The organism is Pseudomonas sp. S2_A05 (assembly GCF_054668485.1).
On sequence record NZ_CP162775.1, the window covers coordinates 2,050,148 to 2,076,664 of the forward strand.

At 58.1% G+C, this 26,517-nt stretch carries 29 protein-coding genes and 3 pseudogenes; 21 read left to right on the plus strand and 11 right to left on the minus strand.

Features of this window, described 5'->3' with window-relative positions; all coding sequences use genetic code 11:
* Positions 1-286 precede the first annotated feature (286 nt).
* A complete protein-coding gene (gene rarD / locus AB4O12_RS09395; protein ID WP_056789655.1) occupies positions 287-1,168 on the plus strand; it encodes an EamA family transporter RarD in 882 nt (293 codons plus the stop codon).
* Between the two features lie 173 nt (positions 1,169-1,341).
* Here rarD and hppD read toward each other — a convergent pair whose 3' ends face one another.
* Positions 1,342-2,418: a 4-hydroxyphenylpyruvate dioxygenase gene (gene hppD / locus AB4O12_RS09400; RefSeq protein ID WP_016774910.1), complete on the minus strand. Its 1,077-nt coding sequence runs from the start codon at positions 2,416-2,418 to the stop codon at positions 1,342-1,344.
* 353 nt (positions 2,419-2,771) lie between these two features.
* On the opposite strand from hppD, the gene AB4O12_RS09405 reads away from it, so the two are divergent.
* Together AB4O12_RS09405 and AB4O12_RS09410 are read left to right on the plus strand one after the other, a co-directional pair.
* Entirely contained in the window at positions 2,772-4,307 is a 1,536-nt protein-coding gene (locus tag AB4O12_RS09405) for an EAL domain-containing protein (RefSeq protein ID WP_460061564.1), read from the plus strand.
* 227 nt (positions 4,308-4,534) lie between these two features.
* The gene (locus tag AB4O12_RS09410; protein ID WP_041480175.1) at positions 4,535-4,900 is read left to right on the plus strand and encodes a histone-like nucleoid-structuring protein, MvaT/MvaU family; all 366 of its coding nucleotides are present in this window, start codon (positions 4,535-4,537) and stop codon (positions 4,898-4,900) included.
* Positions 4,901-5,115: 215 nt separating this feature from the next.
* Here AB4O12_RS09410 and AB4O12_RS09415 read toward each other — a convergent pair whose 3' ends face one another.
* Entirely contained in the window at positions 5,116-5,634 is a 519-nt protein-coding gene (locus AB4O12_RS09415; RefSeq protein ID WP_236169079.1) for a DUF4946 domain-containing protein, read from the minus strand.
* 137 nt (positions 5,635-5,771) lie between these two features.
* Here AB4O12_RS09415 and gloA point away from each other — a divergent pair, with 137 nt between their 5' ends.
* Positions 5,772-6,293, plus strand: a complete 522-nt coding sequence (gene gloA / locus AB4O12_RS09420) for a lactoylglutathione lyase (RefSeq protein ID WP_039762746.1) — start codon at positions 5,772-5,774, stop codon at positions 6,291-6,293.
* Between the two features lie 251 nt (positions 6,294-6,544).
* Here the strand turns inward: gloA and ahpF are convergent, their stop codons facing one another.
* The 3 genes from ahpF to AB4O12_RS09435 all read right to left on the minus strand — a co-directional run bounded on the left by ahpF (position 6,545) and on the right by AB4O12_RS09435 (position 9,871).
* Positions 6,545-8,107: an alkyl hydroperoxide reductase subunit F gene (gene ahpF / locus AB4O12_RS09425; protein ID WP_056789644.1), complete on the minus strand. Its 1,563-nt coding sequence runs from the start codon at positions 8,105-8,107 to the stop codon at positions 6,545-6,547.
* Between the two features lie 124 nt (positions 8,108-8,231).
* Positions 8,232-8,795: an alkyl hydroperoxide reductase subunit C gene (ahpC, locus tag AB4O12_RS09430; protein ID WP_016774916.1), complete on the minus strand. Its 564-nt coding sequence runs from the start codon at positions 8,793-8,795 to the stop codon at positions 8,232-8,234.
* 137 nt (positions 8,796-8,932) lie between these two features.
* The gene (locus AB4O12_RS09435) at positions 8,933-9,871 is read right to left on the minus strand and encodes a site-specific integrase (protein ID WP_460061569.1); all 939 of its coding nucleotides are present in this window, start codon (positions 9,869-9,871) and stop codon (positions 8,933-8,935) included.
* 177 nt (positions 9,872-10,048) lie between these two features.
* On the opposite strand from AB4O12_RS09435, the gene AB4O12_RS09440 reads away from it, so the two are divergent.
* Complete coding sequence (locus AB4O12_RS09440) at positions 10,049-11,065, plus strand: DNA-binding protein (RefSeq protein WP_460061571.1); 1,017 nt, start codon at positions 10,049-10,051, stop codon at positions 11,063-11,065.
* On the opposite strand, the gene gorA is transcribed toward AB4O12_RS09440, so the two are convergent.
* Positions 11,062-12,420 (minus strand): glutathione-disulfide reductase, encoded by a 1,359-nt coding sequence (gene gorA, locus AB4O12_RS09445; RefSeq protein WP_076562656.1) that lies wholly within the window; start codon positions 12,418-12,420, stop codon positions 11,062-11,064. The genes AB4O12_RS09440 and gorA overlap by 4 nt on opposite strands.
* A 129-nt stretch (positions 12,421-12,549) precedes the next feature.
* Complete coding sequence (gene galU, locus AB4O12_RS09450) at positions 12,550-13,389, minus strand: UTP--glucose-1-phosphate uridylyltransferase GalU (protein WP_460061573.1); 840 nt, start codon at positions 13,387-13,389, stop codon at positions 12,550-12,552.
* Between the two features lie 258 nt (positions 13,390-13,647).
* On the opposite strand from galU, the gene AB4O12_RS09455 reads away from it, so the two are divergent.
* Both AB4O12_RS09455 and AB4O12_RS09460 read left to right on the plus strand, forming a co-directional pair.
* Complete coding sequence (locus tag AB4O12_RS09455) at positions 13,648-13,833, plus strand: hypothetical protein (protein WP_016774922.1); 186 nt, start codon at positions 13,648-13,650, stop codon at positions 13,831-13,833.
* 138 nt (positions 13,834-13,971) lie between these two features.
* Positions 13,972-14,259, plus strand: a complete 288-nt coding sequence (locus AB4O12_RS09460) for a hypothetical protein (RefSeq protein ID WP_460061575.1) — start codon at positions 13,972-13,974, stop codon at positions 14,257-14,259.
* Between the two features lie 3 nt (positions 14,260-14,262).
* On the opposite strand, the gene AB4O12_RS09465 is transcribed toward AB4O12_RS09460, so the two are convergent.
* Positions 14,263-14,493 carry a hypothetical protein gene (locus AB4O12_RS09465; protein ID WP_016774924.1) on the minus strand — a complete coding sequence of 77 codons (231 nt, stop codon included), beginning with the start codon at positions 14,491-14,493 and terminating at the stop codon, positions 14,263-14,265.
* Positions 14,494-14,565: 72 nt separating this feature from the next.
* Entirely contained in the window at positions 14,566-14,922 is a 357-nt protein-coding gene (locus AB4O12_RS09470) for a hypothetical protein (RefSeq protein WP_016774925.1), read from the minus strand.
* Positions 14,923-15,133: 211 nt separating this feature from the next.
* Between AB4O12_RS09470 and AB4O12_RS09475 the strand changes: the two genes are divergently transcribed.
* The 4 genes from AB4O12_RS09475 to ada all read left to right on the plus strand — a co-directional run bounded on the left by AB4O12_RS09475 (position 15,134) and on the right by ada (position 17,456).
* On the plus strand, positions 15,134-15,436 hold the full coding sequence (locus tag AB4O12_RS09475) for a DUF1883 domain-containing protein (RefSeq protein WP_007912251.1): 303 nt from the start codon (positions 15,134-15,136) through the stop codon (positions 15,434-15,436).
* A 28-nt stretch (positions 15,437-15,464) separates the two neighbouring features.
* Positions 15,465-15,635: a hypothetical protein gene (locus AB4O12_RS09480; RefSeq protein WP_016774926.1), complete on the plus strand. Its 171-nt coding sequence runs from the start codon at positions 15,465-15,467 to the stop codon at positions 15,633-15,635.
* Positions 15,636-15,642: 7 nt separating this feature from the next.
* A complete protein-coding gene (gene alkB / locus AB4O12_RS09485; protein ID WP_460061578.1) occupies positions 15,643-16,314 on the plus strand; it encodes a DNA oxidative demethylase AlkB in 672 nt (223 codons plus the stop codon).
* Between the two features lie 80 nt (positions 16,315-16,394).
* Complete coding sequence (gene ada, locus AB4O12_RS09490) at positions 16,395-17,456, plus strand: bifunctional DNA-binding transcriptional regulator/O6-methylguanine-DNA methyltransferase Ada (protein ID WP_252882135.1); 1,062 nt, start codon at positions 16,395-16,397, stop codon at positions 17,454-17,456.
* Here the strand turns inward: ada and acuI are convergent.
* Entirely contained in the window at positions 17,446-18,429 is a 984-nt protein-coding gene (gene acuI, locus AB4O12_RS09495; protein ID WP_460061581.1) for an acrylyl-CoA reductase (NADPH), read from the minus strand. The two genes, ada and acuI, sit on opposite strands and share 11 nt — an antisense overlap.
* Before the next feature lie 206 nt (positions 18,430-18,635).
* Here acuI and AB4O12_RS09500 point away from each other — a divergent pair, with 206 nt between their 5' ends.
* The 10 genes and pseudogenes from AB4O12_RS09500 (at position 18,636) to AB4O12_RS09545 (ending at position 25,959) form a co-directional block, all read left to right on the plus strand.
* Positions 18,636-19,700 carry an NAD(P)H-dependent flavin oxidoreductase gene (locus AB4O12_RS09500; RefSeq protein ID WP_460061583.1) on the plus strand — a complete coding sequence of 355 codons (1,065 nt, stop codon included), beginning with the start codon at positions 18,636-18,638 and terminating at the stop codon, positions 19,698-19,700.
* Positions 19,701-19,833: 133 nt separating this feature from the next.
* The gene (modA, locus tag AB4O12_RS09505) at positions 19,834-20,601 is read left to right on the plus strand and encodes a molybdate ABC transporter substrate-binding protein (RefSeq protein ID WP_460061586.1); all 768 of its coding nucleotides are present in this window, start codon (positions 19,834-19,836) and stop codon (positions 20,599-20,601) included.
* Positions 20,602-21,282 (plus strand): molybdate ABC transporter permease subunit, encoded by a 681-nt coding sequence (gene modB / locus AB4O12_RS09510; RefSeq protein WP_315435132.1) that lies wholly within the window; start codon positions 20,602-20,604, stop codon positions 21,280-21,282.
* A 3-nt stretch (positions 21,283-21,285) separates the two neighbouring features.
* The gene (modC, locus tag AB4O12_RS09515) at positions 21,286-22,365 is read left to right on the plus strand and encodes a molybdenum ABC transporter ATP-binding protein (RefSeq protein WP_460061589.1); all 1,080 of its coding nucleotides are present in this window, start codon (positions 21,286-21,288) and stop codon (positions 22,363-22,365) included.
* A gap of 71 nt (positions 22,366-22,436) precedes the next feature.
* Positions 22,437-23,474, plus strand: coding sequence for a DNA topoisomerase IB (locus AB4O12_RS09520; protein WP_460061591.1), 1,038 nt, complete (start codon positions 22,437-22,439; stop codon positions 23,472-23,474).
* Between the two features lie 161 nt (positions 23,475-23,635).
* Positions 23,636-23,866 (plus strand): hypothetical protein, encoded by a 231-nt coding sequence (locus AB4O12_RS09525; protein WP_460061593.1) that lies wholly within the window; start codon positions 23,636-23,638, stop codon positions 23,864-23,866.
* Positions 23,867-24,175: 309 nt separating this feature from the next.
* A pseudogene (locus AB4O12_RS09530) lies at positions 24,176-24,292 on the plus strand (con-10 family general stress protein); the annotation flags it as partial.
* Positions 24,293-24,668: 376 nt separating this feature from the next.
* Positions 24,669-25,221: pseudogene (locus AB4O12_RS09535) on the plus strand (ATP-dependent Clp protease proteolytic subunit).
* Between the two features lie 232 nt (positions 25,222-25,453).
* Complete coding sequence (locus tag AB4O12_RS09540; RefSeq protein ID WP_041480147.1) at positions 25,454-25,711, plus strand: DUF6555 family protein; 258 nt, start codon at positions 25,454-25,456, stop codon at positions 25,709-25,711.
* The gene (locus tag AB4O12_RS09545; RefSeq protein WP_150635126.1) at positions 25,708-25,959 is read left to right on the plus strand and encodes a hypothetical protein; all 252 of its coding nucleotides are present in this window, start codon (positions 25,708-25,710) and stop codon (positions 25,957-25,959) included. Before AB4O12_RS09540 ends, AB4O12_RS09545 begins: the two co-directional genes overlap by 4 nt.
* A gap of 12 nt (positions 25,960-25,971) precedes the next feature.
* Here the strand turns inward: AB4O12_RS09545 and AB4O12_RS09550 are convergent.
* Positions 25,972-26,384, minus strand: a pseudogene (locus tag AB4O12_RS09550) (cupin domain-containing protein).
* Positions 26,385-26,517: the final 133 nt, after the last annotated feature.

Consider the following 26,517-nt stretch of genomic DNA (forward strand, 5'->3'; position numbering starts at 1 on the left):
GACGCGCAGATCAAAAGATCGCAGCCTTCGGCAGCTACTGTGGAATGCGTTCCCTGTAGGAACTGCCGAAGGTTGCGATCTTTTGCGTTTAAGCGATGCAATCATGCATAGCGCCAGCCGACGCAACATCTATGCTGAATCTGCTGGCCTCTTCGCGAGCAGGCTCGCTCCCACAGGTTTTGTGCTTGGCTCCAGGATGTGGGAAATAATGAGCATCCGCTCAATATTCAGCACAAAAACCACGTATCCTGCGCGCCCCGTTCAACCATCACGTCGCGAGGACAGTTTGTCTAAAGGTATCGCTCTATCGGTTTCAGCCTCCGTGCTGTTTGCCGTCATGTATTACTACACGTCGCTGCTGACCCCTCTGAGCGGCGTGGAAATCTTCGGCTGGCGCATGCTTCTGACCGTGCCGTGCATGACGGTGTTCATGCTGGTTTCCGGGGAATGGCGGCGGGTGCTGGAGCTGTTCCGATTGATGGCAGCCAGGCCGAAGCTGATTGCCGGGCTGCTGGTTTCTTCAGCCCTGCTCGGGGTTCAGCTGTGGCTGTTCATGTGGGCACCGCTCAATGATTACAGCCTGGATGTATCACTGGGCTATTTCCTGTTGCCACTGGCGATGGTGCTGACCGGGCGGATTGCCTATGGCGAGAGCCTGTCTTACCTGCAGAAAATCGCGGTATTTTTCGCCAGTCTTGGCGTGTTGAACGAGCTGTATCAGGTTGGCGGATTTTCCTGGGCGACGCTGATGGTCGTGGTCGGTTATCCGCTGTACTTCGTACTGCGCAAATACCTGCAAACCGACAACCTCGGTGGCCTGTGGGTCGACATGACCCTGATGCTGCCGGTCGCCTACTGGTTTGTGCAGGGCGGCGAACAGGGCCTGGCCGTGTTCGATCAATATCCGGGGCTGATGTGGCTGATTCCACTGCTCGGCCTGATCAGTGCGTCTGCGCTGGTGGTGTATATCATCGCCAGCCGCTTGCTGCCGTTCAGTCTGTTTGGGTTGTTGAGTTATGTCGAACCGGTGCTGTTGCTCGCGGTGGCATTGTTGCTGGGAGAGAGCATCAAGTCGGGCGAGTGGCTGACTTACATCCCGATCTGGCTGGCGGTTGTGGTGCTGGTGTTCGAAGGCTTCAAACACTTGATGCGCCAACGCCGCTCTTGAATGCAACACAAGACAAATGTGGGAGCGAGCCTGCTCGCGAAGTCGTCAGACCAGTCAACATGAGTGTTGAATGAAAGTCCGCATTCGCGAGCAGGCTCGTTCCCACAGGTTTTGTATGAAGCAAAAAAATCCCGGCCCTGCATTTCTGCAGGCCGGGATTTTTTCATTTCAGATTACTCGGTGGTCAACACACCACGACGCACCTGGTCACGCTCGATCGATTCGAACAGGGCCTTGAAGTTGCCCTCGCCGAAGCCATCGTCGCCCTTGCGCTGGATGAATTCGAAGAACACCGGCCCCATCAGGGTTTCCGAGAAAATCTGCAGCAGCAGACGCTTGTCGCCCTGCTCCGATGCGCCATCGAGCAGGATACCGCGCGATTGCAGCTGATCGACCGGCTCACCGTGATTCGGCAGGCGACCTTCGAGCATTTCGTAGTAGGTATCCGGCGGCGCGGTCATGAAGCGCATGCCGATTTTCTTCAGTTGATCCCAGGTCTTGATCAGGTCGTCGGTGAGGAACGCGACGTGCTGGATACCCTCACCATTGAACTGCATCAGGAACTCTTCGATCTGCCCGGCGCCCTTGGACGACTCTTCGTTGAGCGGAATGCGGATCATGCCATCCGGTGCGGTCATGGCTTTCGAAGTCAGACCGGTGTACTCGCCTTTGATGTCGAAGTAACGGATTTCACGGAAGTTGAACAGCTTCTCGTAGAAGTTCGCCCAATAGGCCATGCGACCGCGATAAACGTTGTGGGTCAGGTGGTCGATGATCTTCAGGCCGGCACCGACCGGGTTGCGATCAACGCCTTCGATGAACACGAAGTCGATGTCGTAGATCGAGCTGCCTTCACCGAAACGGTCGATCAGGTACAGCGGCGCGCCGCCAATGCCTTTGATTGCCGGCAGGTTCAGTTCCATCGGACCGGTCTCGATGTGAATCGGCTGGGCGCCGAGCTCCAGCGCGCGCGAGTAGGCCTTCTGCGAATCCTTCACGCGAAACGCCATGCCGCAAACGGACGGGCCGTGTTCGGCGGCGAAGTACGAGGCGACGCTGTTGGGTTCGTTATTGAGGATCAGGTTGATTGCGCCCTGACGATACAGGTGCACGTTCTTGGAACGGTGGGTCGCGACTTTGGTGAAGCCCATGATCTCGAAGATCGGCTCCAGTGTGCCAGGAGTCGGCGCTGCGAACTCGATGAATTCAAAGCCCATCAGGCCCATTGGGTTTTCGTATAAATCTGCCATGGTGACGCCTCATCATTTCTTATCAATTAACCAGGGTTATTTGTCAGGAAAGTGATGTGGAGGGCGGCGCACAGGGAGATGCCACGCACGCTGCGCGCGAGGAAGTCTCCGTAGATCAGTTGAAACCCGAATATCTTCATTGTCGACCCAAGGCTCTTGCGGGCGAGGCTTCTGCTGCCAGAAGACGATTATTATTGTATGCGTAAACCGATTCTACACAGCGTAACCGAGCCTGTCTGCCCTCTGTATAAAATCCGCTTTTTTTACCTACGGCGCAAGCGCCATCTGCCATCTATTCTCCCCTCTGGCTCAATTGTTTATCGGGTCGGATTTCTAAACCACAGGATGTGTCCATGCCACTGACCCACCGATCCCGCCGCAAACGCAGCACCCGAATCGCCGTGACTTTGCTCAGCGGTCTGCTGCCAATCGTGCTGGGCAGTGGGATTCTTTATATGCAGGCAAAACGAACGCTGGAGCAAAGTGCCGGGGAAACGGCCGAACAAGCGTTGCAACAGTTCGATCTGATGCTCGACAACACGGCAGAAGCCGCTCGGGTTCTGCTGCCTCTGGCCGGGAAAAATTGCGAAGACGTGAAACTGGCCCTGCGCGAACAAGTGACCCGCCGCCCCTTCGTGCGCTCGACCAATCTGGTCTGGGACAACACGCTCTACTGCAGCTCACTGTTCGGGCAGTTCAAGGAAGCGGTCAATGCCGGGGACTATCATCAAGGCAAACTGTGGTTGATGAACGGCAATCCCGTCACCCCCGACACGGCATTGTTGATCTACCGCCTCAGCGACGGTCGTGGCGGCGCGCTGACCACGCTTGATGGTTATCACCTGAGCAACATCCTGCGCCTGATCGGCCGCCAGACATTACTGATGTTGCAGGTGGGCGATAACTGGCTGTCCGCCGACGGCAGAGTGCATCAAGGGCCCCTGCCCGCTTTGCCAGTCGCGCATAGCATGCTCGAATCCGAACGATACGGTTTCAACGTGTCGGCGGGTTTTCCCGAGGGAGAGACCTGGCGTTACATGGCGGCCAACTACCCGCCGTTGTTCAGCCTGCTGATATTTTTCGGCGTGATCTCGGGCGCCATCGGCCATGTCGTGCAGAAACGCTCGAACTCGCCCAGTCACGAAATGCTTCGCGCACTCGAGGCCGGGGAATTCATTCCTTATTTCCAGCCGGTGGTTCACGGTGACAGCAAGCAGTGGTCCGGCGCTGAAGTGCTGATGCGCTGGAATCACCCGAAAGAGGGCCTCGTACGCCCGGATCTGTTCATTCCATTTGCCGAGCATTCAGGCTTGATCGTGCCGATGACCCGCTCGCTGATGCAACAGACTGCCGCCCTGCTGGGACCGCGTTCTGCGGCCTTCGCCAAACCTTTCCATATCGGCATCAACATCACTGCCAGCCATTGCAAGGATCTGGAACTGGTCGAAGACTGTCGCGACCTCCTGGCGGCGTTTGCGCCCGGCAGCGTCGAGCTGGTGCTGGAATTGACGGAGCGCGAGCTGATCGAACCGAACGACATGACCCTGCAACTGTTTGAGCAATTGCACGCACTTGGAGTGAAAATCGCGATCGACGATTTTGGTACAGGCCACTCAAGCCTCGGCTACTTGCGCGCCTTCAAGGTCGACTTTCTCAAGATCGATCAGAGCTTTGTCGCCATGATCGGCATCGATGCGCTATCACGGCATATTCTCGACTCCATCATTGAACTGTCGACAAAGCTGGATCTGGCCATTGTTGCCGAAGGTGTCGAGACACAGGCCCAAGCCGATTACCTGACGGAGCATCAGGTGGATTTCATGCAAGGTTATTTGTTTGCCAAACCGATGCCGGCAGCAGATTTCATCAGCGCATTAAGTGATCGTTAACTCATTAGCATAGCCCGTCCAACAACCGCACCAAATTGATACAAAAAGTCATTGTTGTTACATGGCGACAACATCAGGATTTACTCTTGTCGCATTAACTACTACAATTTTTTCAACCTGAGCCAGACTGACAGGTGAGCCAATTATCACCGAGTCGCTTCCAGGCTCTTGGCTTATAGCTTTGTTTGCGGTTGGTATCAGCCAAACACACTATTGGAGTAAAGATATTGTCCAGACTCGCTGAATTTCGCGCAGCTGAAAAGGCCCTTCAGGAACAGCTCAAACAGCTGGAATCGCTGAAGAATGACGCCGGGCTCAAGAAAGAAATCGAATTCGAAGAAAAGCTCCAGGGACTGATGAAAACCTATGGCAAAGGCCTGAAAGATATCATCGCTATCCTCGACCCGAACCCGGCGAAGTCCGGTCTGCAGGCCGCCCCAGCGCCGAAGACCCGCCGCGCCCGCGTCGTCAAGGTTTACCAGAACCCGCACACTGGCGAGCTGATCGAAACCAAGGGCGGCAACCATCGCGGCCTGAAAGCCTGGAAAGAACAGTACGGTGCGGCCACCGTGGATTCATGGTTGCGCGGTTAATCTGACGCCAACAAAAAGCCCTGCGCGATGCAGGGCTTTTTTATTGACAATATCTAACAAATGAAATGATTTTCATCGAACAAGTTGGAAAATTGTGTAACGTTACTGAGTCATCACGCTAAACATTTTGCTGCGCGATGTTGCTGCAAACGATGAATCAAACTTTGTGCTTAATCCTTTCCGGCATTCAAAACACCGCGAGTTAGTACGGACGTTTATAATTTCAGGCTGTTACGTGCCGCCTCTATGTCGTCGGCGCTCGCCTTATAAACCTCAGCCTGACCGGCATATGAAAGTACATAAGCCTTGTCTGTTTCCACAGCAGCCACCAGCGTTTGTGATAATACGTGCCGGCCGTTCTCGGTGATCGTGCAGGTCGTCTCCAGCCCGGTCAATGATCCGAGCGCAGCCGGATGGATTCGGTTGCAGACGCTCTGATAACCACTGCGGAAGAAATCCTTCTGGATGGACTTGCGCATCTCCAGCAACACGCCTTGCAAATTGACCTGATGCCCCGCCTCCACTTGCGTCATGGTCAACTCCATCACCATCACCTGATTGCCGTCGGCATCGAGCTTCACCGCCCTTTGCCGCGAGACTGGCGGCGCGGTATCCGGCAACATTTCAACCTTCCAGCCCGCCGGCCAGGTGATGCTCGGTTCGGCCATGGCCGGGAAAACCACGGCCAATGACAAAGCAAAAAAAACAAACACGGATTTGAACAGTCGGATCATTGCCGGACGCACTCGAAGGTAGAGAGCAAAGTCTGAGCCCCGCCCTCGCGCAGGGCAAGCCCGCCTTGCATTTGGCGATGCCGGCCGGCATGCGTATCATTGCGCCCATTCACTCGCCCATTGTTATTGGAGGGCCCATGAGCCTCAACGAACTGAACACTTTCCCCGGTGTGACAGCCACGCCAGACAGCGCAACCCGCAACTTCGTGTTCAACCACACCATGCTGCGCGTGAAGGACATCACCAAGTCGCTGGATTTCTACACCCGCGTCCTGGGTTTCTCGCTGGTCGAGAAGCGTGATTTTCCGGAAGCCGAATTCAGCCTGTACTTCCTTGCGCTGGTCGATAAAGCGCAGATCCCGGCCGATGCTGCTGCGCGTACCGAATGGATGAAATCGATTCCAGGCATTCTCGAATTGACCCACAACCACGGTACCGAAAACGATGCCGACTTCGCCTATCACAATGGCAACACCGATCCGCGTGGCTTTGGTCACATCTGCATTTCGGTGCCGGACATCGTCGCAGCGTGTGCACGCTTTGAAGAGCTGGGTTGCGATTTCCAGAAGCGCCTGACCGACGGCCGGATGAAGAGCCTGGCGTTCATCAAGGACCCGGATGGCTACTGGGTCGAGATCATTCAGCCTGCGCCGCTGTAAAAGCTGAAAGCCCCTCACCCTAGCCCTCTCCCAGAAGGAGAGGGGACTGATTGCGGGATGTTGGAGAATTACGCCGACTTGAACGATTGGCGGTGAATCCATAATCGACCGGCTCTCTCAGGTCGATGGATGACTTCAGACACCTCACCCCAGCCCTCTCCCTCGGGAGAGGGCTGGGGTGAGGAGTGGCTTTCCACGCGCAATAAAAAACCCATGATCGCTCATGGGTTTTTTCGTTTTCGACCTGGCAGTTACGCCGGGGCCGAAGTCCGGATCAGGTGATCGAACGCACTCAGCGAAGCCTTGGCGCCCTCGCCCACTGCAATCACGATCTGCTTGTACGGCACAGTCGTCACGTCACCCGCTGCAAAGATCCCCGCAATGGAAGTCTCGCCACGATTATCGACAATGATCTCGCCACGCGGCGACAGCTCGATGGTGCCCTTCAGCCAATCGGTGTTCGGCAGCAGACCGATTTGCACGAAAATGCCTTCCAGCTCAACCGTGCGCAGTTCATCGGTAGTGCGGTCCTTGTAGCGCAGGCCGTTGACCTTCTCGCCATTGCCGGTGACTTCAGTGGTTTGCGCACTGGTGATCACGGTAACGTTCGACAGGCTGTGCAGCTTGCGTTGCAGCACGGCGTCGGCACGCAGTTGCACGTCGAATTCCAGCAGCGTTACGTGCGCCACGATACCCGCCAGATCGATCGCCGCTTCAACGCCGGAGTTACCGCCGCCGATCACCGCTACGCGCTTGCCCTTGAACAGCGGGCCGTCGCAGTGCGGGCAATACGCCACGCCTTTGTTGCGGTATTCCTGCTCGCCCGGAACGTTCATTTCGCGCCAGCGTGCGCCGGTCGCGAGAATCACGCTCTTGGCTTTCAGGGTTGCACCGCTGGCGAAGTGGACTTCATGCAGCTCGCCATTCTTGCCCGGGATCAGCTTGTCAGCGCGTTGCAGATTCATGATGTCGACGTCGTACTGCTTGACGTGTTCTTCCAGCGCCGTGGCCAGTTTCGGCCCTTCGGTTTCCTGCACGGAAATGAAGTTCTCGATGGCCATGGTATCCAGCACCTGACCGCCGAAGCGCTCAGCCGCGACACCGGTGCGGATGCCTTTACGTGCGGCGTAGATAGCGGCCGAAGCACCGGCCGGGCCACCGCCGACGACCAGCACGTCAAAGGCTTCTTTGGCGCTGATCTTCTCGGCCTGACGCTCAATAGCGCCGGTGTCGAGTTTGGCGAGAATTTCCTCCAGGCCCATGCGGCCCTGACCGAAGTTTTCGCCGTTGAGGTAGATGCTCGGCACAGCCATGATCTTGCGATCGTTGACTTCGTCCTGGAACAGCGCGCCGTCGATGGCGACGTGGCGGATATTCGGGTTGAGCACGGCCATCAGGTTCAGCGCCTGAACGACGTCCGGGCAATTCTGGCAAGACAGCGAGAAGTAAGTCTCGAAGCTGAACTCGCCTTTGAGCGAGCGGATCTGCTCGATCACTTCAACGCTGGCCTTCGACGGGTGGCCACCGACTTGCAGCAGAGCCAACACCAGCGAGGTGAATTCGTGGCCCATTGGAATGCCGGCGAAACGCAGACTGATGTCGGCTCCAGGGCGATTGATCGAGAACGATGGCTTGCGGGCATCGTCACCGCTGTCGATCAGGGTAATTAGGCTCGAAAGACTGGCAACGTCTTTCAGCAGGTCCAGCATTTCACGGGATTTCGCACCGTCGTCGAGGGATGCAACGATCTCGATCGGTTGGGTGACCCGTTCCAGGTACGATTTCAACTGGGCTTTAAGATTGGCGTCCAACATACGGGCGATTTCCTTTATTTGAGGCGAAAAAAAGCCCGAGCGAATCTCGCCCGGGCATTTTTATTGGGCGGTGCAGCTAACTTAAGAAGGTGCGGCGTGCCGCCCTGCGTTGCATGTCACAGACTTAGATCTTGCCGACCAGGTCCAGCGACGGAGCCAGAGTGGCCTCGCCTTCTTTCCACTTGGCCGGGCAAACTTCGCCTGGGTGTGCAGCGACATACTGAGCAGCCTTGATTTTGCGCAGCAGCTCGGAAGCGTCACGGCCAACGCCGCCATCGTTCAGTTCAACGATTTTGATCTGGCCTTCAGGGTTGATCACGAAGGTGCCACGGTCAGCCAGACCAGCTTCTTCGATCAGCACGTCGAAGTTGCGCGAGATGACGTGGGTAGGGTCGCCGATCATGGTGTATTCGATTTTGCCGATGGCTGGCGAAGTGTTGTGCCAGGCAGCGTGAGCAAAGTGGGTGTCGGTCGAAACGCTGTAGATTTCCACGCCCAGCTTCTTGAACTCAGCGTAGTTGTCAGCCAGGTCTTCCAGCTCGGTTGGGCACACGAAGGTGAAGTCGGCTGGGTAGAAGAACACTACGGACCACTTGCCTTTCAAGTCAGCATCCGAGACTTGAACGAAGTCGCCGTTTTTGAACGCGGTAGCTTTGAACGGTTTTACTTGGCTGTTGATGATAGGCATCGATGACTCTCCGTCAGGGGTTATGAAGTTGATGGGTGAATCCTACCCACTCACTCGACGGAAGGCTCATTGGCAAACCTGATACTGCTGATTTGTTTTCGCTATTAGCTGACAGTATTAATAGAAGAAAACGATCTCTACGGCTGATCCGGCTTATCCATAATCCGAGCCATTCCCTGGAATGGGCTGACCTCAACATAGCGCATGGCGGATTTCATGTCCTTCCAGCCAACGTAGCTCATCAGCGATTTCAGGTCCCAGCCGCTTTGATGCGCCCATGTGGCAAAACCACGCCGCAGTGAATGGCTGGTGTAGTTGGCGGCGGCAATCCCGGCGCGCTGCAACGCCTGGCGGAGCAGCGGAATGATGCTGTTGGCGTGCAGGCCCTCTTCGCTCAGATTGCCCCAGCGATCAATGCTGCGGAACACCGCGCCGCGTACCAGCGCAGCCTCTGTAATCCAATCGATATAGGCCTGCACCGGGCACAGCTTCAGCAGCGCCGGGGCCTGGTAGGTCTGCCCGAGGTTCTCCCGGTCGCCCTTGCTGCGCGGCAGATACAGAGTGATGCCCTTGCCAGCGCTCGCCTGCACATGCTCGATTTGCAAACGGCACAATTCGTCGCTGCGAAAGCCGCGCCAGAAGCCCAACAGAATCAGCGCGCGATCCCGATACGCCTTGAGCAAGGTCGGGCGATCCTGATCCTCGCGGGCGGTTTGCGCCTCCTGTTCCAACCAATCGATCACTCGTTGCAGATCCTGCAACTGCAACGGTTCGGCCTGCTTTTCCTGCGCCGGATGCAAAGCACGAATGCCCTTGAACACCTTGCGCACCACTGGCGCCTTGGTCGGATCGGCAAAACCCTGACTGTTGTGCCACTGCGCCAGCGCCGACAGACGCAACTTCAGCGTATTGATCGACAGCACCCCGGCGTGCTCCACCAGATAGCGCGCAACGCTGTCGGCAGTAGCCGGGAGAAATCCGCCCCACGTTACCTCGAAGTGCTCAATGGCCATGCGATAGCTGCGGCGGGTGTTGTCGCGTGTGGCGGCTTGCAGATATCGATCGATGTCACTCATGGGCAGTTTTCTCGCTGGCGTACGGGTTCAGACATGCAGAGGCGCATTTTGCCGCCTGACATTGGGTAATACCAGTATATCCCGCCTGTTTTATTTCAAGGATTTACCTGTATTTTCAGCGTGGTACACTGCGTACTTTAGTGGCATGTACCACAGTACGTAAACGTAGGAGTTCACATGGCCCGTGGCGGCATTACCAAAGCACTGGTGCAAATCGCACGCACAGCGATCCTGGCTCGCGGCGAACACCCAAGCATCGATGCAGTACGCATTGAAATGGGCAACACCGGCTCGAAAACCACGATCCATCGCTATCTGAAAGAACTGGACGACGGTGCCCAGCCGAATGAGGCGTCGGCAGAACCGATCGATGATGAGCTCACCGCCCTCGTCTCTCGACTCGCCCAGCGTCTGAAAGAACAGGCGCAGGAGCCCATTGAGCAAGCCCGCGAACAGTTCGAGGAGCAACGCGAAGCACTGGAAACCGAACTGAAACAGGTTCGCCAGGCGCTGGAAAAACTCGAGCACGACCACGAGATTCAAGGCGCCGCGCTGCAACGCGAATCCGAAGCGCTGGGCAACACCCGCTCGATGCTGCAAACCGAACAGACGCGCAACGCCGGCCTCAACCAGGCATTGGCCGACTTTGAATTGCGCTTGCAGGACAAGGACGAACAGATTCGCTCACTGGAAGAGAAGCACCTGCACGCCCGCGATGCGCTTGAGCATTACCGTAACGCAACCAAGGAACAGCGCGAGCAGGAGCAGGCCCGCCATGAAGGGCAACTTCAGCAGATACAGGCAGAATTGCGTCAAGCCCAGCAGAGCGCGTTGGTGCGTCAGGATGAGATCACACAGTTGCACCGTGACAACGAACGCTTGCTCACCGAAAACCGTGGCACTCAGCGCGAGCTGAACCTGGTGCAGGATCAGCTCAAGCACAGCAATCAGCGTCAGGATCAGTTGCTCGAGCAGGCCACGCGCATGGACAGCGAGCGCACCCTCCTCCAGGAACGTCTGCGCGTGGCGGCACTGGAAAGCCAGGCGCTCAAACAGAGCGTCGACGAGCAGACGCAGCTCAATCAGTCACTGGAGAAGGAATTGCTCAAGGTTCAGGCAAGCCTTGAAGACAGCCAGCGTCTGGCGTCTGCCGTTGCGGCAGCGCCAGACTCGGCCAAAGCGACAGACGCTTAAGCGCTGACCGGCGTACGCATGGTGACGAACTCTTCGGCGGCCGTCGGGTGCACCCCGATGGTGTCGTCGAAGTCGCGCTTGGTCGCGCCGGCCTTCAAGGCGATCGCCAGACCTTGCACGATCTCGCCAGCGTCCGGGCCGACCATGTGGCAGCCAAGCACCTTGTCGGTTTTGGCGTCGACCACCAGCTTCATCAGGGTTTTCTCCTGGCAGTCAGTCAAGGTCAGCTTCATCGGCCGGAAGCGGCTCTCGAAGATCACCACCTCGTGGCCGCATTCGCGCGCTTCTTCTTCGCTCAAACCGACCGTGCCGATGTTCGGCAGGCTGAACACGGCGGTCGGAATCATCTTGTAGTCCACCGGACGGTATTGCTCCGGCTTGAACAGACGCCGCGCCACGGCCATACCTTCGGCCAGAGCGACCGGGGTCAGTTGCACGCGACCAATGACGTCGCCCAGCGCCAGAATCGACGGCTCGGTGGTTTGATACTCGTCGTCGACTTTGATAAAGCCCTTGTCGTCGAGCTGCACATCGGTGTTTTCCAGGCCCAGATTGTCCAGCATCGGACGCCGGCCGGTGGCGTAGAACACGCAGTCGGCTTCGAGTACGCGACCATCCTTGAGCGTCGCCTTCAAGCTACCGTCGGCCTGCTTGTCGATGCGCGCAATGTCGGCATTGAATTGCAGATCGAGGCCACGCTTGGTCAATTCCTCTTGCAGGTGCTTGCGCACCGACCCGTCGAAACCACGCAGGAACAGATCGCCGCGATACAGCAGCGTGGTGTTGGCGCCGAGGCCATGGAAAATTCCGGCGAACTCGACGGCAATATAACCGCCGCCGACCACCAGCACACGCTTGGGCAGCTCTTTGAGGAAGAACGCTTCATTCGAACCGATCGCATGCTCATGCCCCGGAATTTCAGGGATCTGCGGCCAGCCGCCGGTGGCGATCAGAATGTTTTTCGCGGTGAAGCGCTCGCCATTAACCTCGACCTCGTGCGGCCCAACGATTTTCGCGTGCGCCTCATGCAGGGTCACGCCACTGTTGACCAGCAAATTGCGATAAATGCCGTTGAGGCGATTGATCTCGCGATCCTTGTTGGCGATCAGCGTGGCCCAGTCGAAGTTGGCTTCGCCCAGGTTCCAGCCGAAACCGGACGCCTGCTCGAAGTCCTCGGCAAAGTGCGCGCCGTAGACCAACAGCTTTTTCGGCACGCAGCCGACGTTGACGCACGTGCCGCCCAGGTAACGGCTTTCGGCCACCGCCACTTTCGCCCCGAAGCCGGCGGCAAACCGCGCAGCCCGCACACCGCCGGAACCGGCACCAATCACATAAAGGTCAAAATCGTAGGCCATTTCTATCTCCTCGGCAGGCCATCAGCATACCCGCAGCCATTCATTGGGCAAGCACTGCCATCCATATAAGGGCGGAAAATGAAAAAGCCACCCGAAGGTGGCTTTCTTTTGCAGACGAGGCGAAGACTATTAGTAAGCCTTGCCAGTCTTGTAGAAATTTTCGAAGCAGAAGTTGGTCGCGTCGATGTAGCCTTCAGCACCACCGCAGTCGAAACGCTTGCCCTTGAACTTGTAGGCCATGACGCAGCCGTTCTGGGCCTGCTTCATCAGGGCGTCGGTGATCTGGATTTCGCCGCCCTTGCCCGGTTCGGTCTGTTCGATCAGGTCGAAGATGTCCGGGGTCAGGATGTAGCGACCGATGATCGCCGGGTTCGACGGCGCGTCTTCCGGCTTTGGCTTCTCGACCATGCTGTGCACGCGGTAGATGTCGTCGCGGATCATTTCGCCAGCGATGACACCGTACTTGTTGGTTTCCTGCGGATCGACTTCACGGATCGCGACGATCGAGCAGCGGAACTGCTTGTACAGCTTGACCATCTGGGTCAGTACGCCGTCGCCGTCGATGTTGACGCACAGGTCATCCGCCAGGACCACGGCGAACGGTTCGTCACCGATCAGTGGGCGGCCAGTCAGGATTGCGTGGCCCAGACCTTTCATTTCGGTCTGACGGGTGTAGGAGAACGAGCACTCGTCCAACAGCTTGCGGATACCGACCAGGTACTTTTCCTTGTCGGTGCCCTTGATCTGGTTTTCCAGCTCGTAACTGATGTCGAAGTGGTCTTCCAGAGCACGCTTGCCACGGCCGGTGACGATGGAGATTTCCGTCAGGCCCGCGTCCAGTGCTTCTTCAACGCCGTACTGGATCAGTGGCTTGTTTACCACCGGCAGCATTTCTTTAGGCATGGCTTTGGTCGCTGGGAGGAAGCGAGTGCCGTAACCGGCTGCTGGAAACAAGCATTTCTTGATCATATAAGTCCTTGAAAAGGCTGTGTGTACGAGTTTCGGGGCAGTCTAATCAGGCGGCGTGCGCCTTACAATGCCCCGCGCTGGCTAACCGATGCCAACATAGAGAAATATTCGCGCGGATAGTTCCATCCGGGTATTTCAGCGGCGGCGTCAGCGTAGCTCAAGATCCGGGCAAACAGGATCACCATACGCTTATCAGCCCCCATTGCGAGCATTTGCCGCTATCATGGGGCCTTTGAACCAGCGAATGAGACAGACTAGATGGCTGCGGTAAAAATCATCAACGGGTATGTGATCGACAAGAAAGACGGCAAGTGGACGCTGACCACTACCAATGGCGAACATATCGCCGGGCCTTTCGACAGCGAGCAGATGGCAACAGATGTGGCCTCGGTGTTCACTGATACGCCTGCTTCTTCCAAGCGCCGAGGCAAAGATCAGGACTGATCTTTTTAGCACTTGCGCCAAGCCCTGCCAGCATGCAGGGCTTTTGTGCTTTGTTGGCAAACAAGTGGCCAATCGCTATAACCTTTTCATCGCGGCGCTGTCAGAGCAACCAGTCCCCCACTTGAAGACCTCGCAACCATGAACCTGAACAAACTGCAGCCGCTTTTCGCGGTATTGGTACTGAGCGGCTGTGCCACTCCGCAGCCCACCTATCTGAACAATGGCGAACAGGGTCTGAGCATCGACTGTTCCGGCGAAGCCAACTCATGGGCCATGTGCTACGAAAAGGCCGATGCATCCTGCGCCGGCACCGGCTATCGCATCGTCGGCACTGATGGCACACCGGCGCCCAAGGAAGATGACAAAACCCTGGGCGTTGACGTTGGCAACTACAAGACGCGCAACGTCGTGGTCGTCTGCAAGTAAGCCTTACATGTGGATTTCGGCGAATTTGATCCCGAGGCCACGGACGACCTCGATCAGGTCGTCGAGCCGATTGAAGGACTCGACTTCATCATTGTCATCCACCAAAAAGTAGCTGCGCCCTGCACTCTTCTTGAAAAACACGATCCATTCACCCGGATTCGCCGGGTTCTGGATGACATGAGTGGCAGAGATAAGGCCCTCTGCGTGGCGCTCCCGCACGTGCTCTCGCTTCATTGCGACTCCATATATGACAATGCCGCCACAGCAGGACTGTGACGGCATCGGGTGCTGATGTTCGCTAGTCTATCAGCCGGAAATACAGGCGTTCGCAGCTTTCTGTACATCGCGAGGGCGAACCGGCACGTTGGACATCCGCTCATGCAGCTTGATGCTGCTGCCGCCGGCGCGATCTTCGATATCAAACACGGCTGCCGGGCCTGACGAAAGTTTGCCGGGAACGATGACTCGTACACCGTCCTTCTGCGGCTGGACTTGCAACGCACCACGACTGTCAGCGAGCTTGTCGGTCAGACACTGCGCATACTCCTGGGGCTTTTTGCCGGAGATCACGCTCATGGTCGGCAGCGTTTCATTGATTTCGGAAACATTTGCACAACCGGCCATCGCCAGAATCAACGGCACACACACCACACCCCACTTCATATAAATCCTCCGTTAAAGACCGTCCGACAGCACAAATGCCGCTTTTCTCCGGGGCCTTGTGCATTTAACCCGCCCGCCATGGCGAAGTTCTGTTCAAAATTTGTCAAAGCAACGCCCGACGGCCAGATAATAACCCGTGCGGGCTGATAAACTGCGCCCATCGACAAGCTATCGTTTTGATTTAGTAGAAAAAGCCCTTCTGGAGGCGCCCATGAAATTCATTCACCAGCGCGAGCACCTCAACGAAGACGACATCGTCGTCATTCAATGCTCGCAGATGTGCAACATCCGTTTGATGAACGACGCCAACTTCCGCAGCTTCAAAAACGGCGGCCGTCACACCTATCACGGCGGCGCGTTCGACACGTTCCCGGCACGCATCACCGCACCGAGCACCGGCTTCTGGAACATCACCATCGACACCGTCAACCGCCGCGCAATCAGCGTGACGCGCAAGCCGACGCTGACCCACTCGATCAAGATCATCCGTCGCTCCAGCACTAAACTGAGCTGAGACGCGCAGCCTATTCTGAAAGGGAAACATGACCGTGGCGCAAAAAACCAAATACGTGATCAAGTACAAACTGGACGGTGAGCAGCGTTTCGAATTCGCTGAACTGGAAACCGGCACTGACGAGGAAGCGAAGGCGGCGCTGAAGAAAATGCACGCTGACGAAGAGCTCAGCGACATCAAGGTCAGCAAAGCGCTGTAACCAACCTATGCAACCGACCACGTTTGACCTGTTCGCCGACAACGAACCCGTACAGCAGCCCCGCGCCGAGCAGATCGGCGAACAATCGTGGGTGCTGCGCGGATTCGCCTTGCCACAGGTCGAGCAACTGCTGACCGGGCTCGACGCCATTCTTGCCGCCGCCCCGCTACGCCACATGGTCACGCCCGGCGGTTTCAGCATGTCGGTCGGCACCAGCAGTTGCGGACAGCTGGGCTGGATCACCGATCGCAGCGGTTACCGTTATTCCAGCGTCGATCCACTCAGCGGCTTGCCGTGGCCGTCGATGCCGGCGGTGTTTGCCGAACTGGCACACCAAGCGGCTGAGCGCGCCGGTTTCCCGGATTTTCAGGCCGACTCCTGCCTGATCAACCAATACGTCCCCGGCGCCAAGATGTCGCTGCATCAGGACAAAGACGAAAAAGGTTATGCCGCGCCCATCGTTTCGCTGTCGCTAGGTTTGCCGGCAATGTTTCTGTTCGGCGGCTTCGAACGCAGCGATAAAACCCAGCGCATTCCGCTGTTGCATGGCGACATGGTGGTCTGGGGCGGCGTGGACCGCCTGCGCTATCACGGCGTGCTGCCAATCAAACCCGGCCATCACCCGCTCTTGGGCGAACGGCGCATCAACATCACCTTCCGCGTTGCTGGCGATCAATGAAAGTTTGACCGCAAGGCGCGGAGTGTTGCGGGTTACGATGCTGGTTAACCTGACTCAAACAGGTCAACGGATCCCCTCTCATGGACAAGCTTTCGAAGACAATCAGCATTGAACACGATCCCCGCTGGGCCGCTGTGGTGGCGCGCGATCCGCGTGCCGACGGGCAATTTGTCTATGCGGTCAAAACCACTGGCATCTATTGCCGGCCGAGCAGTCTGGCGCGCCTGCCGAAACCGCAGAACGTCGAGTTTTTCGACACCGCCGAACTGGCCGAAGCTGCCGGATACCGGCCGAGCAAACGCGCCAGCAAGGACCAGAATGATGCGCAGCACGCGGCGATTATCGCAGCGGCATGCCGGCAAATCGAAGCGTGCGAAACATTGCCCGCGCTCGACAGCCTCGCCGCCAGCGCCGGCCTTAGCCCTTTCCATTTTCATCGAGTATTCAAAGCCGCGACCGGCCTGACGCCCAAGGCTTACGCCACGGCGCATCGCTCACGCAAACTGCGTGCGCGCCTGGCGGACGGCGGCTCGGTGACCGACGCGCTGTATGACGCTGGCTTCAATTCCAACAGCCGCTTTTACGAATCAGCCGATCAACTGCTGGGCATGAAGCCCACCGACTATCGCGCTGCCGGGCAGAACAACGACATTCGCTTTGCCGTTGGCCAATGCTCGCTGGGGGCGATTCTGGTGGCGCAAAGCGAACGTGGGATCTGCGCGATTCTGCTCGGCGACGATCCGCATCAGCTGGTCTGCAACCTGCAGGATCAGTTTCGCAAGGCCAACCTGATCGGCGCCGACCGCGAATTTGAACAGTTGATCGCCAGCGTCGTCGGCTTTGTCGAAGCGCCCGCGACGGGCCTGAACTTGCCGCTGGATATACGCGGCACAGCGTTTCAGGAGCGCGTCTGGCAGGCGCTGCGTGAGATCCCCGCAGGCAGCACCGCAAGTTACGCCGAAATCGCGCAACGCATCGGCGCGCCGACTTCGATGCGCGCCGTGGCCCAGGCTTGCGGGGCCAACCGTTTGGCGGTGGCGATTCCCTGCCACCGCGTGGTGCGCAGTGACGGCAATCTTTCCGGCTACCGCTGGGGCGTCGAGCGCAAACGCCAACTGCTTGAGCGCGAACTCAACGATTGACGTCGACCACCACCCTGCCCCGCAGTTGCCCGGCGAGTAATCTGGGCGCGGCCTCAAGGGCTTCGCTCAAGCTGATTTCGTGACTGATCAATTGCAATAACGAGAAATCCAGATCCTTGGCCAGTCGGCCCCAGGCCTCGATACGGCGCGCCTTGGGCTGGGTCACGCTGTTGATCCCGGCCAGCGTTACGCCGCGCAGAATGAACGGTGCTACCGAGGCCGGGAAATCCATGCCTTGCGCCAACCCGCATGCCGCGACCACGCCTTCCGAGCGTGTGCTGGCGCAAGCATTCGCCAGCGTATGACTACCGACCGAATCGACCACCGCCGCCCAGCGCTCTTTCGCCAACGGCTTGCCCGGTTCGGACAAGGTGGCTCGATCGATGATTTCGGCAGCACCCAATTGCTGCAAGTATTCATGCTCGGATACACGGCCGGTGGATGCCACCACGCGGTATCCCAACTTGCTGAGCAAGGCGATGGCAAAGCTGCCGACCCCGCCGTTGGCGCCAGTGACCAGCACTTCGCCGTGATCCGGCGTTACGCCATGGCGCTCCAGCGCCAGAATGCACAGCATCGCCGTGTAGCCGGCGGTGCCGATTGCCATGGCTTGCGCCGGGGTGAAAGCTTCGGGCAGTGGAATCAGCCAGTCACCGTTGAGCCGGGCCTTTTGCGCCAGTCCGCCCCAGTGGCTTTCACCGACGCCCCAGCCGTTGAGCAACACTCGGTCGCCCGCCTTGAAATCGGCATGCGAACTGGACTCGACAGTCCCCGCCAGATCGATCCCCGGAACCATGGGGAACTTGCGCACCACCGGGCTGCTGCCGGTGATCGCCAGGCCATCTTTGAAATTCAGGGTGCTGTACGCGACGTTCACGCTGACGTTGCCTTCGGGCAGTTGCTGTTCATCGATTTGCTGCAGATGGGCGCGATAACCGCTGTCGTCTTTGTCGATCAGAATGGCATTGAACATGACGGCCTCTCGAAAATAATGGGAAGAAAGCGTGCCCTGAAATAACACATCGCAACACATTGCCACACTCGACTTTCGCTAAGCCACCCACACCGACGCTGAAAAACTGCACGTAATGTTCAGAATTTCAGACTGGCCCCGCAACCGGTTTTGCTGCTAAAACCGCTTGCCGTCCCTGCCCGTTTCATCGTTCGGAGATTCGTTATATGAGCCAGTGGCCAGACATCCGCATCCTTGATCTTCTCGGTATCGAACTGCCGATCATCCAAGGCCCGATGGCCGGTGCGACCAATTCTTCGATGGTGATTGCCGTGTGCAATGCCGGCGGCCTCGGTTCAATGCCGGCAGCGATGCTGAGCATCGAGCAACTGCGCGAAGAACTGAAGACGATTCGCCAGCACACCACCAAGCCGTTCAACGTCAATTTCTTCTGCCATCAGCCACCGGCGCCTGATGAGCAGCGAGCCCGGGACTGGAAAAATCTGCTCGAACCTTACTACCGCGAACTCGGTGCCGATTTCGAGGCGCCGACGCCGGTGTCCAACCGTGCTCCTTTCGACGAGACTGCGTGTGCCGTGCTCGAAGAATTCCGCCCCGAAGTGGTGAGTTTTCATTTCGGGTTGCCGGAGAAAAATCTGCTTGATCGGGTCAAGGCAACCGGGGCGAAAATCCTTTCATCTGCCACCACGGTCGAAGAAGCGATCTGGCTGGAGCAACACGGCTGCGATGCGATCATCGCCATGGGTTATGAGGCGGGCGGGCATCGCGGGATGTTTCTCAGCGATGATCTGAGCAGCCAGGTCGGCACCTTTGCACTGGTGCCGCAGGTGGTCGACGCGGTGAAAGTGCCGGTGATTGCGGCGGGCGCGATCAGCGATGCCCGGGGTGTTGCGGCGGCGTTGATGCTCGGCGCCTCGGCGGTGCAAGTCGGCACGGCGTTTCTGTTTACCCCGGAGGCGAAGGTCAGCGCCTCGCACCACAAGGCCCTGCGCACCGCCAAGGAAAGCGAGACCGCCATCACCAACATTTTCACCGGACGTCCGGCGCGGGGCATTGTCAATCGGGCGATGCGCGAACTCGGCCCGATGTCAGCGCAAGCGCCAGCCTTCCCGTTGGCCGGCGGTGCGCTGATGCCGCTGCGGGCCAAGGATGACGCCGATTTTGCCAATCTGTGGGCCGGTCAGGCGCTGACGTTGGGCAAGGATATCGGCAGCGCTGAACTGACCCGGCAACTCGCCGAGGGCGCATTGGCGAAACTCAACCGTCATTGAATTTACGCGGCGAGCGGATTTAATCCCTCGCCACTTGGCGGCGTATCGCTATATATTTCCGTATACAGCGATTGCGCCCGTGTATCGGCGTTATCCAAAGCAAAGCATTTACCGCCGATCACGGAGCCTTTACATGACACCTGCTGCCACACGCCTCGCCCCTGCCTGTCTCGCCTCATTCCTCGCATTTTTCAGCATCGGTGCCGCGCAGGCTGACGAAGTGCAAGTGGCGGTCGCCGCCAATTTCACCGCGCCAATCCAGGCCATCGCTGCCGACTTCGAAAAAGACACCGGGCACAAACTGGTCGCTGCTTACGGCGCAACCGGCCAGTTCTACACCCAGATCAAAAACGGCGCGCCCTTCCAAGTGTTTCTCGCCGCTGACGACAGCACCCCGGCAAAGCTCGAGCAGGAAGGCGAAGCCGTCAAAGGCTCGCGCTTCACCTACGCCATTGGCACCCTGGCGCTGTGGTCGGCAAAAGAAGGTTATGTGGATGCACAGGGTGACGTGCTGAAAACCAACCAATACCAGCACTTGTCCATCGCCAACCCGAAAGCCGCGCCATACGGTCTCGCCGCCACCCAGGTGCTGGAAAAACTTCAGTTGAGCGAAGCCACGAAAAGCAAAATCGTCGAAGGCCAGAACATTACTCAGGCCTACCAGTTCGTCTCCACCGGCAACGCCGAACTGGGCTTTGTGGCGCTGTCGCAAATCTTCAAGAACGGCAAAGTCAGCAGTGGCTCGGCATGGATTGTCCCGGCCGCTCTGCATGATCCGATCAAACAGGACGCGGTGATCTTGAACAAAGGCAAGGACAGCGCTGCTGCCAAGGCCCTGATCGATTATCTCAAAGGCCCGAAAGCCGCTGCGGTGATCAAGTCCTTCGGATATGAACTGTAAATGTCGCTGACCAGTGCCGACTTCGCCGCGATCTGGCTGACGCTGAAACTGGCGTCGCTGACCACCGTGATCCTGCTGGTGATCGGCACACCGATCGCGTTATGGCTGTCGCGCACCTCGTCTTGGTTGCGCGGCCCGATCGGCGCCATCGTCGCCCTGCCGCTGGTGCTGCCGCCGACGGTAATCGGTTTTTATCTGTTGCTGGCGCTGGGGCCGCACGGTTTTCTCGGCCAGTTCACTCAATGGCTGGGGCTGGGCACGCTGACGTTCAGTTTCACCGGGCTGGTGATCGGCTCGGTGATCTATTCCCTGCCGTTCGTGGTGCAACCGCTGCAAAACGCTTTCTCGGCAATCGGCACCCGCCCGCTGGAAGTCGCCGCGACGTTGCGCGCCAATCCCTGGGACACGTTCTTCAGCGTGATCCTGCCGCTGGCGCGCCCCGGCTTCATCACCGCAGCGATTCTCGGCTTCGCCCACACCGTCGGTGAATTCGGCGTGGTGCTGATGATCGGCGGCAACATTCCCGACAAGACCCGCGTGGTCTCGGTGCAGATTTACGACCATGTCGAAGCGCTGGAATATGCCCAGGCGCACTGGCTGTCCGCGGCGATGCTGGTGTTCTCGTTTCTGGTGTTGCTGGCGCTGTATTCCAGCCGCAAAACCCGCGCAGGCTGGAGCTGATCGATGATTGATGTACGCCTGAAACGCACTTATCCGGGGTTCGAACTGGATGTTGATCTGCAAGTGCCGGGCCGGGGCGTCACCGCGCTGTTTGGCGATTCCGGCTCCGGCAAAACCACCTGCCTGCGCTGCATCGCCGGGCTGGAGCGCGCCGAGCAGGGTTTTGTGCAGATCAACGACGAGGTCTGGCAGGACAGCGCGCACGGCATTTTCGTAGCCCCGCATAAACGTGCGCTCGGCTACGTGTTTCAGGAAGCCAGCCTGTTCCCGCATCTGTCGGTGCTGGCCAATCTGGAGTTTGGTCTCAAACGCATCGCCAAGTCGCAACGCCGGGTCGATATCAACCAAGCGACCGAACTGCTCGGCATCGGCCATTTGCTCGAGCGCCATCCGCAGCATCTGTCCGGCGGCGAGCGGCAGCGCGTCGGCATCGCCCGCGCCCTGCTGACCAGCCCGAAACTGCTGCTGATGGACGAACCACTGGCGGCTCTCGACAGCCGGCGCAAGAGCGAAATCCTCCCATACCTGCAACGCCTGCATGACGAACTGGATATTCCGCTGCTGTACGTCAGCCATGCCCAGGATGAAGTCGCGCGTCTGGCCGATCATCTGGTGTTGCTGAGCGATGGCAAAACCCTCGCCAGCGGCCCGATCGGCGAGACCCTGGCGCGTCTGGATCTGCCTTTGGCGCTGGGCGATGACGCCGGGGTGATCATCGAAGGTCAGGTCAGCGCCTACGACGCCACCTATCAATTGCTTAGCCTGCAACTGCCGGCCACGGACATGAATATTCGCGTCACCCATGCGCACATGGCCGTGGGTCAGGCCCTGCGCTGCAAGGTGCACGCCCGCGACATCAGCCTGGCGCTGAACAATGATGCGGCCAGCAGCATTCTCAATCGTCTGCCCGTTACCGTCATCAGCGAACAGGCCGCTGACAACAGTGCCCATGTGCTGATCCGCCTCGATGCCGGCGGCACGCCGCTGCTGGCGCGGATCACCCGCTTCTCGCGTGACCAATTGGGCGTGCACCCGGGCCAGCGGCTGTGGGCGCAGATCAAGGCGGTGGCGGTGCTCGCGTAAATCATTCGGCACGACGGCCAGCGACTGCGGTCAATCAGTTACAGACTGCCGTATGACCGAAGGAAACCGCCATGCCCGATACCGTGCTGACAGATGCCCTGCCCGCCGATCTGCATTACGTCGATGACACTCAGCCTGGTATCACCCGGAAAAAACTGCGCGGCAAGTTCGTCTATTTCGAACCGTCGGGCCAGCGCATCAGCGATCCGGACGAAATCAAACGCATCAACGCCCTCGCGGTGCCGCCGGCTTACACCGATGTGTGGATCTGCGCCGACCCGCGCGGTCATCTGCAAGCCACCGGCCGCGATGCGCGCGGGCGCAAGCAGTACCGTTATCACGCGCGCTGGCGCGAAGTGCGCGACGCCGACAAATACTCGCGCCTTCGCGAATTCGGCCTGGCCCTGCCCAAACTGCGGCGCCAGCTTGAGGCGCTGCTCGACGCCCCGGGCTTCAGCCGCGACAAGGTCATGGCCACGGTCATCACCTTGCTCGACGCCACGCTGATCCGCGTCGGCAATACCCAATATGCGCGGGACAATCGCTCTTATGGCCTGACCACGTTGCGCAGTCGGCATGTCGAGGTCAACGGCAGCGCGATCCTGTTCCAGTTCCGTGGCAAGAGCGGCATCGAGCACCAGATCACCGTCAAGGATCGGCGTCTGGCGCGAATCATCAAGCGCTGCCTGGAGATTCCCGGGCAAAACCTGTTTCAGTACCTTGATGAACACGGCGAACGGCACACTGTCACCTCCTCCGACGTAAACGCCTATCTGCAAAAGCTCACCGGCGCTGAATTCACCGCCAAGGACTACCGCACCTGGGCGGGCAGCGCATTGGCTTTGGCAGTGCTGCGCGAGCTGCAGCATGAGTCGGAAACCGAGGCCAAGCGCCATGTGGTCGAAGCCGTGAAGAACGTCGCCAAACAGCTGGGCAACACGCCAGCGGTGTGCCGCAAATGCTACATCCACCCTGCGGTGCTCGAACATTTCATGCTCGGCGCGCTCGCCGAACTGCCCCGCCCGAGAGTGCGCAAAGGCCTGCGCGCTGAGGAAGTAGCCTTGGCGATGTTTCTCGAGCGGATGTGTGAGGTGAGCGAGGCGTCCTGAGTCGCACAAACCCCCTGCAGGCTCACTCCTACAAGATTTGCCGATGAGCTGAGCCGGGTATTTTTTGCACGATCGCGCAGGGCTTCTATAGTTGATCTGAAGGTTCGCGCCATGCGGGCTTTTTGTTGCAACTCAGCCGTTTCAGCGAACGGAGGTGTTTCATGTCCGAGAAAGAGTCCATCACCACCCTCCTCACCCTGCTCGACGCCCGCCAGGCGCGCCCGGCAGCCGCCTGCAAAGAGATCGCCGACTGGGTTGATCATCAAGGCGGGCATCCGACAGCACTGCGCATCCGCGATCGACTGCACGACATCGAGAAAGATACGCCGCTGATTCGCGATACGCTTTCGACGCTCAAGCCAATTGATCGGCCGTTGCCACGATTCAGATAGTCGAGGTTCAATTAACTTCAACAACCGGCTCGGCATCGGTGTAAGTGTTTTTCTTTATTATCCAATGCGATTGAGCGTAGCCCTTTTAGTTATATATGCACTACTGGCCGATACAAGTTGAAAGTGCAGGCACCGCTCATCGGATCAATTAAAAAAAATCAAAACACCGTGAACCGATATGTAATCGAAGTAGGTGTCCATGACGAAAACGGACATCACTAGCGAAACGTTAATAGATATCGGAGAGCTATCATGACCACCGGAAATAAAAATACAGGTAACGCCGGCAACGATCGTGACAAGATGCAAGAGTCCGGAAAAAAAGGCGGACAGTCTGGCGGCAACTTCGCCAACGATCGTGAAAAAGCATCCGAGGCTGGTCGCAAAGGCGGACAATCCAGCCACAGTGGAGGTCGCAAGTCGTAAATGAGCGGTACAAGGGCAGCCTCGCTGCCCTTGTAATATTCGACGGAGCGCATAGATGACCACCTCCACACATACTCCTCCAAGCCAGTTACACCAACGCGAAGGCGCTGAAGTTGTACAAGAAGCGACGCGCAGCTCTCCGGAGAAACTGCCGGACGACGCTGGGTCTTCGTGCATTGAAAGAAAACCTGGCCACCCGCAGCACAGCGATCGTGCACAACATGAATGTTACGAGCGCAGGCAGTTGAACGTTGACTCTGAAAACTCTCGAGAAACGCAAACGACGCCAACGTACGAACGCTGCTCCTGACTGACGGGCACCAGTCCTTGCGCAAAGAGCCCGTTCGCAGAGCCCCGGCCCGTCGAGGAAATTGCCATGCCTGTTCACGTGATTAACTTTACCGGCCCGATCAATGCTTCAACCTGCGGTCAGCTGATTGACAGAGCCTCGCGTGCGGTAAAGGAAGATGCCCCCAGAGTTGATTCTGAACATCGCTACCATGGGTGGCGAATGCAGTTACGGTTTCACGATGTACAACTTTCTGATGGCGCTGCCCGTGCCGGTACACACGCATAACCTGGGAACGGTCGAGTCGATGGGCAATATCGTTTTCCTCGCCGGCCAGCGCCGCACAGCGTGCACTCATAGCAAGTTTCTGTTTCACCCTTTTCATTGGCACTTGCAGGGAGCGGTTGATCATTCGCGCATGTCGGAATATGCCATGAGCCTGGATTACGACTTGCATCTGTACGCGCAGATTGTCGCCGAGCGTACCAGTAACGGGAAAAATGCGTTGGAGACAGAAAAATACCTGACAGCGGCTCCGCGCATTATCAATCCTGAAGAAGCTTTGCATGCTGGGCTGATCACAGCGGTTGAAGACACCGAGATTCACGCAGACTTTGTCTGCTCATGCATTTACTCCTGAAGCCCCTCCTGAATAACGGGCCGTTTTAGATGCGTTTCATTCTATTGAGATCGCCACTCTCAGCAGCGACATTACAAGATCATGTAGTGCATTGGCGCCTCAACTTGTACACGCCCCAACGGGCGGTATAACGCAAAACAAGCGGCGTATGCCAGTCATCCCAGCCAAAAGAATTTTCTCTGAATTATTCATTTCGCCAGACATCCCTCTTTTTAACAGCCGGAGGAAATGTATGAGCGCAGTGGACTTGTACGTGATCGAGTACCTGTTACATGGAAAGCCCAGGTCATTCGTCATTCGCACAAAAAACATGAACAACGCCGAAGCGTGGCAGTGGGCAAGTTGCGACGCAGGAATCGCGCCCATCCCGCGCCCCGGTCGGCCTCCGTTGAAACGTTTTTCCAAACCAATGGCGGAACGCTTCGGCGTAACCGAGGTGCAATGGCGCGAGTCGGTGCCTCTGGTGTGGGAGGAGGATCACGCAAAATGAATGAGCACACGTTGAAATTCGGTTTCGGCCGATCCTGGGATGACGAGATGGCAGAAAACGCCGCGATGTTCCGCGAGGCCGACCTGCTGGAAGAGGCGGCCTACAGAATCATTGAGCATGACGCCGACAGTCCTGAGGCCTGGGCTCGCTTCAGCGAAGCAAAAGCCTTGGCCGACGCCAAGCGAACGGCGGCCTATCAGGACTGGATGCGCATCAAGCGCGCAATGAGCAAGCCGCGCTCGAAATAGCAGCCTGACAGGTCATGGTTTGAGGATCAGCAGCGGCTCGCCTTTCGGCACGACGTAAGTGGCCAGTTCCACGCCCTTTTCGCTGCCAATGTTTTTCGCCACATGCGCCACGCCCGCCGGAATAAACAGGGAATCGCCGGCCTTGAGCGTAACCGGCGCCTGACCTTCGAGCTGGTATTCAAACGTGCCACTGATCACGTAGGCAACCTCAACGCCGGGGTGAGCATGCCGAGGCGAGGTGACGCCAGCATCAAAATCGATACGCGCCTGAATCACTTCGCGATTGTCAGCGCCGAGATCTGGCGAACCAGATCAGTACGGCTCAGACCTTTCTGCCAACTCGTCGCCGGCGCATCTGCCGCATGGGCGAAACCGGCAAGGGAGGCGAAGACAACGGCAGAAGCCAGAAACAGTGGACGGTACATGGTGGTGCCCTCTTGAACGTAGTGTTGGTGTGAGGGCTACTTTGGGCTCGGCATGTAGGGCGGATGTGTCTCGAAGGCGCAGTTTGGTGTTGCCGTGTGTATCGGCTGAGCGGTGATACACGCTTATACAAAC